Genomic DNA, 12,538 nt, shown 5'->3' with positions numbered 1-12,538 from the left:
AAGCTCATGTATACTAGGCATAGTTTTGATTTACACCTGAGTTCGTATGGCTAGAGAATTGTGCTCACATTGTGGCTTTTCAGTTAAAACCTGTTTATGTGATTCAATAAGCATAATCAATAATAAACTAAAAATCATTATATTACGCCACCCTAGTGAGGAAAAAGTTACTAAGAACACCGCTAATTTACTGAATTTAGGCTTAGATAACTGCCAAATCATTGCAGGTGAGTCAGAACAAGACTTTTTACAGCTCGCAACATTGCCAAAAGCAACAACTGCGGTACTCTATCCTGCTGATAATGCATTATGTTTAGATGAACACACTGCCACTACAGATGCTTTCAAACAGTCTTTAACTCATTTAATTGTGATTGATGGTACGTGGAAAAAAGCCTACAAAATGCTGCAATTAACTCCAAGCCTTCAGGGGTTTCAGGCTGTGAGTTTTAAGCAAATACCACAAAACAAATACGTCATTCGTAAAGCACCACGCGCAGATAGCTTATCAACTTTAGAAGCAGTGGCTCATAGCCTTAAACTGATTGAAGGCCTTGATGTAACACCGCTATACAGATTATTAGCAGCACTGGTCGATAAGCAAACCCAACATATGCCAGATGATGTTATGGCACGCTATTTATAATGCGTGTATCAAAACGGCTTAGTGCCGGTTTTCACCGTCAGGGACCAGATTATCGCTTTGATGATCAGGTCGATTTTGACGATATTCGCGATACCTTTGGTTTTCGTACCATGGTGGTTGGCAATTGGGTTAATAAGCAAGAGCGGCTATTAGCGGCGAATTTAATTTACGATGCCTTAGCTGATCTAGCGCAAATACTGACTTTACCCCCAACGGCAATAGGCCTTAGGGGAAAGCTTAATTTTGCCTTTGGTCATAGTGGCCAAAAAGGTGTGCAGGCTCATTATAATGCTCACAGTCAAACCCTTGCGCTAGCAAAAAATGCCGGTGGTGGCGCTCTGGCACATGAATGGTTTCATGCGTTTGATCACCATATTTGTCAGCATTTATTTAAGAGCAGAAAGAGTATGCAATTTTGCTCAGCACTGTGGCTCGAACAGTCACCAGATTTGAGTCATCCACTTAATCAACACTTAAATGAGTTTTACCATCAGGTATTTTTAGACACCTCAGGTGAAAATCCAAATGCGTTCGTGAAGCAATCTATCGCTTTTGATAGGCAAGTAAAGCAACTTTATATGAGTATGCCTGAAGAACTAGCGGCTCGCTGTTTTGAAAAGTGTATTGCCATGCACCCTGATATAAAAAATAGCTTTTTAGTGAGTGGGTTATCGACAAGTGGCTTAATCTACCCAGATGAGCAGCATACAATGCGCTGCTTTTCAGCACTGCTGAATTACTTTAATCAGTTAGGTTCGCTGTTGCATCAAGGCTAATTTCAACTTTCTGCACCTCGCTTATCCAAGTTAAGTAATCATCTGCACAAAGCGGTTTTGAAAAATAATACCCTTGTCCAAATTGGCAGCCATAACTTTGCAGCATTGCTAGGCTTTGCTCATCTTCAATACCCTCAGCAACAACATGTGCACCCAAAGTAGTGGCGATGTCACAGGTTGCCCGGCAAATACTCTGATCGTTCACTGAAAATGGCAGGTTTAACACAAATTGTTTATCTATTTTCACCTCATCAAAGCCTAGCTGGCTCAGATAAGCAAGCGATGAGTAGCCGGTACCAAAATCATCAATTGCTAGCTTTAAACCGATTAAACGATAGTCATCAAGTGTCGCTTTGATCTTTTTACTTTCCTCCAAAGTTGCAGATTCTGTAAGCTCCAGCATCACAGATTCGGCACGCACTTTTTGCTCATTTAAAATAGTGATTAAAAGCACGGGTAAGTCTTTATTTAATAAATCTTTTGCTGAAATATTAATAGAAATAACGTGATCGGGTATTAGTTTGCAAAACTTCGCTTGCCATTCAATGCCCCTTTCAACGACCCACTCTGTAAGCTGATTGATCACCCCTGCTGACTCTGCAATTGGAATAAATACATCTGGGCTTACTTCACCAAATACAGGATGCTGCCATCGCAGCAATGCTTCACAGCCCACTACTTTGCCTGTTTTCAAACATATCTGCGGCTGAAAGTGTAAGCTGAGTTGGTTCTCATCAATCGCAATTTTAAGTGCAGCAGCAATCGATAACCTTTGCTCAGAAAGGCGTGCAGTTTCTGAATCGAACATGCGCCAACGTTCACCTTGTAAACGCTTTTCAGACATAGCTTGTATCGCACATTGCAAGATTTGTTTCGCGGTATTGCCATGCATCGGGTAATAGGCAACCCCAATATCAACACTATCAACTAAATTAATATCTTCATGGGTGAGCCCTTCTTCAAAGACCCCATGGATCAAACATGCAAACTGCTCTATGTGACTTAGCTCAAGCTCGCCCATAATTAAACAGCCAAACGTACTGTCATCAACGTGAGCAAGCCACGCGCTTCTGCTTGCTTGAATTTCAAGCTTTAGTGCACTCATACTCTGTAGCTGAGTATTTAAGATACTTAATCTTTCATTGATACAAATATTGGCTTGCTCAAAACCAAATGTAGAGCGGGCATTTGAAAGTACATGAGGTTTAAATAATAAAACTGAAAAGTGTTGTTTCTGCGATACTTTCTTCACCATTTGCGCGAGTAAAAACTGCTTATTTGGTAGCTTAGTATCTGCATCATGTAACATGGAGTAGCTAAACGCTGAGATTTGCTGGCGATCTTTTAATAACAGTACGGAACATATCGCAAGTGATGCCATAAGTAAGATTGTGTTATGAACACCATGGTAACCAATGCCAAAGCCATTCCAGATAAATAGACTCAGCACTTGAATAACAATAGTTAAAAGCATAAAAACACGCAGGTGAGTACGGTTGTTTTTACGCTTAATCAAACTATAAAAGATTACAGAAGCAAAGCACAAAAAGCCCAAACAGCTGACTATAAAAAGCCACTGACGATTAAACTGAGGCAATAGTGATGACAACACGGCTGCGCTGAGTAAACAAACCATCATAGCTTGCCAAGCCTTTTTAAACGTAACTGTATAGGTATGGATCGCTAGAAAGTGATATAAAAAATAGCTTACAAAACATAATGCAAACTCATTAACAGGCCATTTTGCTTCCCAATCTAAACCATCAACAAGATAGTTTATTAACCCGTTATCAATCAAAAATCCGATACAAACCAACACGAAGTACGCATCCAACACCAAGTATTTTGGTTGCTGCGATACAAAAAAATAGACAGCACATACAAACATACATAAAACTAGCACACCTAAAATTGCGCCATAGCTTAAAATTATTTGATGTAAATTGGTTTCAAATATTTTGGCTGAAACCACCCCAACTTCTATCGTCAGTGCCCTATCGTGCTCAAAGTTAACCAATGCCCAGCGATGGCCCTGGCTATGCTCTATTAACCAGTGCGGTCGAACATTTGATAAGCTTTCGAGTGAAGCGAGTCGCTGATTATTGGTAGCCTGATAGTTTTCATCTAAAAGATAAAATTTAGCCCAGGTTAAATTAGGCTCACCAAGATAAACAACGTAATTATTATTGTCGGGTAGTTGGAATAAATCGATTATTAACCAATGAGATGTTTGCGGGGCAAGGCGAATAGAACTGCTTTCGAGTGCATTCAGCTTTTTAGCATTTTGTAGTGATTGTTCCAAGGATTCACTTAATTTGGCAAGTGGCTCAGCGGAGTCAAGCAGCCAAACTGACGCACTATCACTGGCAGCAAAAGTACTTACGCTGTGTAACAACACACAACACAGAAATACGAGCAATTTTTTTATAACCCGATGGACTTGCTTTCCAATAAAGTGCATTTTAGCTCCGTGCTTTAAACACCAGCTAAAAGTATGGGAGGAATACGCTTAAATTGCCAATTATGAAGGCTTTAATTAGGTAAAAAGTTCAGTAACAAAATGTTATGTGGCCCGAAAGCCACACAAACTCTAATTATTTATTATCATCACTGATACGACTTGCAACCGCCGAATTTTGATCTTTATATTTTGCGTCTTTACGAACGTTGTATGGGTTTTCAGCAGGGCTTGTCATGGTTTCAAAGCTCATGGCACCAATTTTCATCATTGGGCGAAGCGCCAGTGGCAATTTGCCTGAATTATAAAACTCTAACACGATATTACCAGACCAACCCGGATCAATACGATGTGCTGTAACATGAACCATCAAACCAAGACGTGCTAACGATGAACGACCATCTAACCAACCAACAATATCTGCTGGTAATGTGACTTTTTCATGGGTGATAGCCAGTGCCAGTTCACCTGGGTGGAGGAAAAATGCTTCTTCTTCAGCAAGCACAATCTCATCACTCATGATTGATTCCATCGCCTTATTTAACTGATCTTTTGGACCACTTAAGTCAACATAGGCTGCGGTATGATCTTGGAAAACTCGAAACTTGTTGCCCAACCGCAAGTCTACCGTCACACCTGAAATCATTTCTTTACTCGGTGTAGGCTCTATAACAATGCGGCCTTCGTCAATATACTGCTGAATATGGGTATCTGATAATCTCATTTATTATTCTACCTAATACAACTTAAACATATGATTTTAAGTTGAAAAAACACGCTAAGCTCTAGTTGAAACACAACAAAAATCGAGTGTGTATCAGTAAAGCCAAATGGGGTGGCTATAGTGTGCCATATATTACACAAATCATCAGCGTGTTGCGCGAATAATTCTCAACAAAATAAGATAAGCCATCTCAGGTAATAAGATCAGTGTTTTCTGATTTATCTGAAGTACTGAGTTTTGTTTTAATGCCCCGACTATAAGGAGAATGAGGATAAGTTGTTATGGATTACGTCATTTTATCCGTAATAACATTGCCAGCATGCGTTGCCGCTATTTTAATTGCCAAACATTACGCTAAAAAGCACGATTTATGGCATGGCTTTCTCGTTTTTATCGGTTCATTACTTTTAACTAGCTGGTCGGTGGTTGGCTTAGTTGCAAACGAAACGTTCTTTTTCCCACTGCCTTCATTACTCACTATTGTCTTTTACTTCTATTGTTTCGGTGAAACCGATATTGTGTTTATGCCTAATTTATTAATTAATCCTGGCATTGCCTTTTTTTGCTATTTTTCGAGTTACTTCTTTTCTCGCAAGAAACCTTTCTAAACCCGTGTTATTAATTGTCACTTTTTGAAAATCACGTTTTTAATAAAAAAAGCCGCTCATTGAGCGGCTTTTGTTCCTTTGGGGATCACATATTAAAAGCTATAACGGGCACCGATTGTGTAACGTGGTCCGTATTGACGAGCAAATAAGAACTGCTCTTCGTAACGACCGTAGCCACGCTCAGTTTCGTTATTAAGGTTTATACCTTCAAAGAAAACAGTCATGTTTTCGTTGATGTCGTAGTTAACACTTAAGTCCCATTGACCGTAGGTATCGCCAAATTGTGGGGGCGCATCAGATGAACCTTGCGCTTGACCAACACCAATTAAGTATGAGTCACGCCATGCGTAAGTCACTTTTACTGATAAGCCATCTTTATCATAGAAGGCTTGGAAGTTCGCTGAATCACTTAAACCCGATAGTGGAGCTTGCTGAGTTAAACTTGCTACATCAAATTCAACATCACCATCTACAAATGTTGCGTTGACACCTAAACCAAAGCCACTTTCACCAAATAAGTGTTGAACAGCAAGTTCAAAGCCATCAACTGATTTGCTATCAGTATTTTGTGGCTGAGAAATGTTCCATACCATCAGTGGATCTGAACTCGTTGGCTCAATGGCACCGTCCGCATTACCATAACCTAATGCCAGCATTTCATTGAACACAGCGTCACTCGTTGCCTGCTCGCCACGTGCTTCTACAGATGCCACAGCTTCAAGGTAACGAGGACCATTTAAGATATCGTATAGACCTTCAATGGTTGTTTCAGTGATTTGCGTTTGAATAAAGTTATCTACGTCTTTTTTGAAGTAACCAACTGACGCATAACTGCCTTCGCCGTAGTAGTACTCAAGTGATAAATCGAGGTTAGTTGATTCAAATGGCAATAGGTTAGTATTACCTTGGCTACCTGTACGCGAACCTGGTTTAGGGCTACCCGTTAAGCTACGACCACCAGCCAAATTACCCAGCGGCGCACGTGCCATGGTTTTACCCCACGAAACACGACCAACAAGCTCGTCTGTAATTTCAACTTTTACGTCAATGTTCGGCAACCAAATATCGTAGTTACCTTCTTCTTGATAAAAGTTATCTGTACCGCCAGTTTCGTACTGCATGATCCACTCAGATGCACTTACCCAATTAACTTGACTTTCAACACGTTGACGAACCGTACTGGTCACATCAGTTTCTTCATAACGAAGACCTGCGTTAATCTGTATGAAGTAATTAGCTACATCGAACTCCCATAAGCTATTCACATAAAAGCTTTGCGTTTTCTCTTCTACGTAGCTTTCACTGTCGATACCATCATAAAATGGGTCAATTGAGTATTGATTATCGCCCAATAAGTCTTCATTTAAATAAGCAAGTTGACGAGCTAACGCTTCTTCAAAGCTATAGGTGTAGTAATAATTAGGCTCAAGGGCACTACCACCACCAGCGAACTGGTCTAGCATGTCGCCAGTATCATTATAAGTGAACATGCCATCTGGGAAGATTTCTGTGAATGAAGGGTTAAAACCAGGGCCCCCACGTAAGCCACTCCAAGCGGTAAATCCACCCATAGTTTGCTTAGTATTTGCAGCACCGAATTTCACTTTAACAAGCGGAATTTCAAAGCTTTCATTGAACCAGGTTGCATGAAGCTGAGCTTGCTCAACATTAGACTCACCTGGTGAGTAAATAAACTGACTGAAGTTTGAATCTATCTCACTTGGGTCTAGTACTGTAGTACCATTGTTCCAATTAACGTAGGCATGCGGAACCTCACCAGTGCGATAGTCATATACTTTGCTCTGTAACTGGTCAGAGCCAAGAATGATTTGACCATCAGAACCTAAGCCATCATCTGCGCCGTTATCTGTTTCGTTTTTCGAATCATGATAATCGAACTCAACTTCCCACTGGTCATTGATTTGCCATTCTAGGTTTAAACCAATTGAACGTGCTTTAACTTCTGTAGTGGCACGGCTTGCGGTGAATGAACCATCATTACCACTGATATCGGCATAAAGCGCTGTGCCATTTTCATCAAGCTCATAACTATTGATGTTACTGCCAAACTCATTCCAAATACCCCAACCTGCAGTTTCAACACCGGTGATTGCACGACTTGCTGTGTAATCAACCGTTGCAGTAAAGCTTTCAATTGGCGAGTACTGTAAAGTTACTTGGCCATTAGTACGCTCACGTTCAACATCAGCAATACTGTAGTTCATGTCTTTCGGGAAGAAATGATTACCGACACGGTTGCCTTCGCTATCTACTGCACGTGGGTCAATGTAGTCACCTTCATCAAGAGTTGGTAAGTCAACATTGGCCTGCCAACCTTGAATATTGGCACTTTGCTGTTGAAAATCACGTTCTTGATGAGAGAATGATGCCGCAAAACCAAATGTATCATCAGCATAGGTATTGCTGTACATCGCTGAAAACTCTGGCGTTAGATCATCACCTTTTTCATTTGACGAGTCATGAATAGCTTTAATAGACGAGCTAAACTTTTCGCCTGGGCTATTTAATGGGCGAGTTGTAATAATATTTACAGTAGCGCCTAGACCACCACTTGGAACATCAGCTTGACCTGATTTCGCTACTTCAAGTGCACTTACACCATCAGCGGCAATATTCTCAAGGGCGTATGAACGTGTATAACCCGTGCCTGGCATTTGACGGCCATTCAACATTACTAGGTTAAACTCAGGGCCAAAACCACGTACCGTAATTTCGCTACCTTCGCCGTTTGAACGGCTCACTGATACACCGGTAATACGCTGTAATGATTCAGCTAAGTTAGTATCTGGGAATTTACCCATCTCTTCTGCTGAAATCGCATCAACAACACCTGTTGCATCACGTTTCATATCCATGGCGCGGATCATACTGCCACGAATACCTTTAATTTCGATAACTTCAATATCGTTATCAGCTTTCTCTTGCTCATCCTGTGCATAAGCCGACATAGTGCCTAGCCCTGCGGTTAAAATCATCGCAACTGACGCTGCAAGAGGTGTTTTAATAAATTTTGTGCTTTTCATGATATACCTGCTTTTGCAATATGTTGTCATGGATACTGGGTGCTGTAATCAGCACCCATCACTTGTTGCCAATCTTAATTACGGGTTTGCAATAACTGCATTATCAATACGGTAAACCGCACCTTCACCCATACCCCATGACGGGAACACCATAACAACGTCGATTGCACTAATATCAAGACCTGCACTTAGTAAATCGGCAAGTGTATAAGTATAGGTTTGCCACTCACCAACCACAGGCTCGACACCTTCTTGGCTTGCACTCAACGCAAGCTCCACAGCTTGACCTGCATCGTTTGATTCAATTTTGAATAACCACTGAGCATCTTGGTCGCTGGCGTTTGAAACTATCTTCATCTCAAAACGAACCACACCTTCAGATAATAAGTGTGATGCATCAAAGCTCACGCCATCATCAGCTAAAAACCCCATTACCGTAGCGGTAGAACCAATTTGAAACTCTGCCACAGAGCCATGAGTTTCATCGTCAGTTTCGACTGTTGGCGTGCTACCAGCACAACAATCCCAAATGCTCCAGTGATCAGCCACGTTTTCGGCAAACAGCGTCAGCTCTGATGCTGCCGATTCTTGCTCTGGTGCATAAATGCGAGCATTGTCGACACGGTAAACTGCACCTTCACCTTGGCCCCAAGCAGGGAAAATCATGATTACATCAATAGCACTTACATCTAAACCTGCGTTTAATAAAGTACTGATTGGGAACGTGTATGTTTGCCATTCACCAGCAACAGGGTCAACACCTTCTGAGCTTGTGTTAAGGTTAACTTCTACTGCTGTTGCACCTTCATTAGACTCAACTTTTAATAGCCAAGGCGCATCTGGTGTTGATGATAAAGAGGTGATCTTCATCTCAAACTGCAGCATGCCGTCATCAACCAATGCTGATGCATCAAACTGCGTACCACTACCACCTGATGAAGTACGGTTAATAAAGCCCATTACCGTAGGAGTTGCACCAATAGAGAACTCTGCAGTAACACCGTGTTCTTCGTCGTCGACTACTTCAACAGGTGTTGAACCACCACAACAATCCCACAGCGGCCAATCAAGATTAGTTTCATCGGTGAATAAAGTTAATGAAGGTAATGTTGTTGTGCCGCCATTGGTAATTTCAACATTATCAACACGGTAAACAGCACCCTCACCTTGACCCCATGCAGGGAAAATCATGATTACATCAATTAGTGATACGTTTAAGCCCGCATCAGCTAATGTTTGCAGTGGGAAGGTATAAGTTTGCCATTCACCGGCAACTGGGCTAACACCTTCTGTACTTGCACTTAGGTTTAGCTCAACGGCTGTCGCGCCTTCATCACTTTCGATTTTAAATAACCAAGGTGCGTCTGGCGTTGATGGTAAAGACGTTACTTGCATATCAAAAGTCACATAGCCGTCTTCTAACATTGCACTGGCATCATAAGGTGACGCTTCACCGTTTTCATCGGTAATAAAGGCATCACGGCTAATAAAGCCATTTACAGTAGGTTCCGCACCCACACTAAATTCAACCACATTACCACGGTCTTCATCTTCAACTAACCCTGGCGTTGTGCCACCACAACAGTCCCATGCAGGCCAGTTAGGGTTAAAACTGCTATCAAAAATAGTCAGCGGCGTAACAGTGCCATCACTTGGTGGCGTTGGAGCAGGAGCTGCGCCTTGCACTAGTGCATCTTCTAAATTGTCATAACCTGGGCGAACTGTTTCACAGCCTTTACCTGTGTCTGGATCTTGAGCACATTCATAAACACGTACATAGTCAACTTCAAAAGTTTGACCATTTTCGAATGCAGTTGCATCAATACCAAGGGCATTAACATTTTCAGGCCAATCACCGCCAACAGCAAAGTTTAAGATTAAATAAAACTCTTGGTTAAATGGCGCAGCGTCCCAGAAAGTTGTTAACTCACCAGTTGTTTGATCAAAGTACTCTGTGTACCAACCCTTATGTTTAAGAGCCAGAGCTTCACCGTCAGCGTTATAAAGTAATTCTGACTGGCGCTGTGTTGCATATAAATAATCATCTACGTACCAACGAATTTCACCCTCTTGCCATTCAATAGCATAAGTATGAAAATCATCGGCTGGATTTGAATCTTGCGCGAAGGTGTACGCTTGACCACTACTGTCGTTATTTGGCCACGCTTGACCATAATGTAACGTGCCGTAGATATTTGACTCTAAGCCATCATCATTTTCGACTTTTAAATTCACTGATTCTAAAATGTCGATTTCACCTGAACGAGGCCACTCACCGTAAACTTCGTCGGTTGGCATCATCCAAAACGCCGGCCAAGAACCTTGACCGCTAGGTAGTTTTGCTCTTACTTCAAAACGGCCATATTTAAAATCGGCTTTGTAGCGAGTATTGATACGTGCAGATGTATAAGGCTTTGCAGCACCGTCTTCTGCAGGCAATGCAACGATATTAAGAATACCGTCTGCAACAAAGGCGTTTTCTTCACTGTCGGTATAACATTGTTTTTCGTTATTACCGCCACCTGCACAGTCTATTTCGAAATTCCATTTGTTGTCATCAATGGCATCGCCGTCAAAGTTATCTTCCCAAACCATCACCCAATCTGAAACTGGTTCAGTTGGATCGACAGTATCTATTTTTGTATCTGTGGCAGAGCCACCGCAGCCAGCTAAAGTCGCTACAGAAAACGCCATTGCTAGTTGTGTTAAGTGTGTTTTGAATTTGTTCATTGCATTGAACCCTAACATTATGTGTTTGTTAGTACTCAACTGATATATATAGAGTATAGTTTTAATCAGTCAATTGTAAGCGCTTACATTGACAGGCAAATAAAAAGACCTAACAATGTAAGCGCTTTCATTAGAGTATGTCACGGTTATTAAAACGTCAATAAAATATTAACATTTACTGCAACTTTGTTTTTCGACATATTTCACGAAAATGCAGGCTATATGCGACTAAAAGTGGGGTTAGATAGCAAAATTTAGTACAAAATAATCAATCTGGATTTTGTTAACAAGAAAAACCCACTAACAAAATCTTTGCAACAATCAATCTTCAGTAATGACAATTTCAACTGCGCTTGTGTGCGCCTGTTGATAATACAAGCTACTAGCAAGCACGCGTGCTGCAGTTTTGTAGGTTTCACTTATTTGAGCCTCGTTGTCTTTGGCAATTAAATCGCCCTGCTCCGAGCTTTCACGAATTTCAATGGCCAGCGGAATATTAGCCAGCACTGGTACACCGTGACGATGTGCTAATTTTACGGCACCATCTTTACCAAACACATGATTAGGCTTACCACAATGACCACATAAGAAGTAGCTCATGTTTTCAATTAAACCAAGCACAGGTACGTTCACTTTATTGAACATAGCAATGCCCTTTTGCGCATCGGCTAGCGCTAAATCTTGAGGCGTGGTAATGATCACTGCACCACTGGCTGGCACTTTTTGGCTCATGGTTAATTGAATATCGCCCGTACCTGGAGGCATATCAACAATTAGATAATCAAGCTCACCCCAAGCGGTTTCGTTCATTAACTGATTAAGTGCTCCCGATGCCATTGGTCCGCGCCAAACGGTCGCGTCATCACTTGGCACTAAAAAGCCGATCGATTGCGCCTTGAGGTTATGCGCTTCAAAAGGAAGTAAATTTTTATTATCTGCTGTTTTCGGCTCTGCCCCTTGTAGACCTAGAAGCAAAGGAATAGACGGGCCATAAATATCAGCATCGAGAATACCCACTTTGGCACCCTCTTGTTCTAAAGCCGAGGCAAGATTCACCGCCGTAGTTGACTTTCCTACGCCGCCCTTACCTGAAGCAACGAGCACAATATGTTTAATTTGCTTAAAACTATATGTGCTAGGTAATTTCACTTTAGCACTAATTGACACAGGCACTGATAGTTTATCAGCGACAAATTTTTCAATCTCAGTGATTTCGCCCACGCCAGCAAAAGGTAGGCTTAGTTTTACCTGCCAGCTTTTATCGCTGTTTTGATTAAGCTCTTCGAGCCAATCTTGCTCAATACCAATGGCAAATGCGCTACTACGGTAGGCGGCTAAGGCTGCAATGATAGGTGCTTTTTCAGCCGATTTACTTGAGAATAGTTTTGACAGTCCAAACATAGCAATAAATTAGCGTTTCTTTGATGAAAAGTGCTGCGGAATTATGTAACATTCAAGGCATTAAAACCAGACAATTAGATAATATCATTGCTTTGAGTTGTCTATGAGCAACTCACAATGAATTAAATAATGATATTCGAGCATATTTGCA

8 protein-coding genes are annotated in these 12,538 nt (G+C 41.4%); 3 read left to right on the top strand and 5 right to left on the bottom strand.

What is annotated here, in order from left to right:
- Positions 1–46 precede the first annotated feature (46 nt).
- Positions 47–646, top strand: a complete 600-nt coding sequence (locus J8Z28_RS07380) for a tRNA-uridine aminocarboxypropyltransferase (protein WP_250660174.1) — start codon at positions 47–49, stop codon at positions 644–646.
- Complete coding sequence (locus J8Z28_RS07375) at positions 646–1,422, top strand: CLCA_X family protein (protein ID WP_250660173.1); 777 nt, start codon at positions 646–648, stop codon at positions 1,420–1,422. Before J8Z28_RS07380 ends, J8Z28_RS07375 begins: the two co-directional genes overlap by 1 nt.
- Here the strand turns inward: J8Z28_RS07375 and J8Z28_RS07370 are convergent.
- Together J8Z28_RS07370 and dcd are read right to left on the bottom strand one after the other, a co-directional pair.
- Positions 1,388–3,883 (bottom strand): EAL domain-containing protein, encoded by a 2,496-nt coding sequence (locus tag J8Z28_RS07370; protein ID WP_250660172.1) that lies wholly within the window; start codon positions 3,881–3,883, stop codon positions 1,388–1,390. The genes J8Z28_RS07375 and J8Z28_RS07370 overlap by 35 nt on opposite strands.
- Positions 3,884–4,016: 133 nt before the next feature.
- Positions 4,017–4,604 carry a dCTP deaminase gene (dcd, locus tag J8Z28_RS07365; RefSeq protein ID WP_055021131.1) on the bottom strand — a complete coding sequence of 196 codons (588 nt, stop codon included), beginning with the start codon at positions 4,602–4,604 and terminating at the stop codon, positions 4,017–4,019.
- A gap of 281 nt (positions 4,605–4,885) precedes the next feature.
- Between dcd and J8Z28_RS07360 the strand changes: the two genes are divergently transcribed.
- Complete coding sequence (locus J8Z28_RS07360; RefSeq protein ID WP_055198712.1) at positions 4,886–5,212, top strand: hypothetical protein; 327 nt, start codon at positions 4,886–4,888, stop codon at positions 5,210–5,212.
- Positions 5,213–5,304: 92 nt separating this feature from the next.
- Here the strand turns inward: J8Z28_RS07360 and J8Z28_RS07355 are convergent, their stop codons facing one another.
- From J8Z28_RS07355 to apbC, 3 genes are all read right to left on the bottom strand, one after another.
- Complete coding sequence (locus tag J8Z28_RS07355) at positions 5,305–8,256, bottom strand: TonB-dependent receptor (protein WP_250660171.1); 2,952 nt, start codon at positions 8,254–8,256, stop codon at positions 5,305–5,307.
- Between the two features lie 78 nt (positions 8,257–8,334).
- Positions 8,335–10,986: a glycoside hydrolase family 16 protein gene (locus J8Z28_RS07350; RefSeq protein WP_250660170.1), complete on the bottom strand. Its 2,652-nt coding sequence runs from the start codon at positions 10,984–10,986 to the stop codon at positions 8,335–8,337.
- A gap of 321 nt (positions 10,987–11,307) precedes the next feature.
- On the bottom strand, positions 11,308–12,387 hold the full coding sequence (gene apbC / locus J8Z28_RS07345) for an iron-sulfur cluster carrier protein ApbC (RefSeq protein ID WP_250660169.1): 1,080 nt from the start codon (positions 12,385–12,387) through the stop codon (positions 11,308–11,310).
- Positions 12,388–12,538 lie beyond the last annotated feature (151 nt).

Origin of the sequence: Pseudoalteromonas sp. SCSIO 43088, from assembly GCF_023650795.1 — a bacterium.
GTDB lineage: Bacteria > Pseudomonadota > Gammaproteobacteria > Enterobacterales > Alteromonadaceae > Pseudoalteromonas > Pseudoalteromonas shioyasakiensis.
The sequence above is the reverse complement of the archived record's forward strand: the minus strand, read 5'-3'. Positions and strand labels throughout refer to the sequence as shown.

Excerpts from the sequence above, each read along its gene's own strand:
- J8Z28_RS07380 (WP_250660174.1), top strand. The coding sequence starts at position 47 with ATGGCTAGAGAATTGTGCTCACATTGTGGCTTTTCAGTTAAAACCTGT.
- J8Z28_RS07375 (WP_250660173.1), top strand. The coding sequence starts at position 646 with ATGCGTGTATCAAAACGGCTTAGTGCCGGTTTTCACCGTCAGGGACCA.
- J8Z28_RS07370 (WP_250660172.1), bottom strand. The coding sequence starts at position 3,883 with ATGCACTTTATTGGAAAGCAAGTCCATCGGGTTATAAAAAAATTGCTC.
- dcd (WP_055021131.1), bottom strand. The coding sequence starts at position 4,604 with ATGAGATTATCAGATACCCATATTCAGCAGTATATTGACGAAGGCCGC.
- J8Z28_RS07360 (WP_055198712.1), top strand. The coding sequence starts at position 4,886 with ATGGATTACGTCATTTTATCCGTAATAACATTGCCAGCATGCGTTGCC.
- J8Z28_RS07355 (WP_250660171.1), bottom strand. The coding sequence starts at position 8,256 with ATGAAAAGCACAAAATTTATTAAAACACCTCTTGCAGCGTCAGTTGCG.
- J8Z28_RS07350 (WP_250660170.1), bottom strand. The coding sequence starts at position 10,986 with ATGAACAAATTCAAAACACACTTAACACAACTAGCAATGGCGTTTTCT.
- apbC (WP_250660169.1), bottom strand. The coding sequence starts at position 12,387 with ATGTTTGGACTGTCAAAACTATTCTCAAGTAAATCGGCTGAAAAAGCA.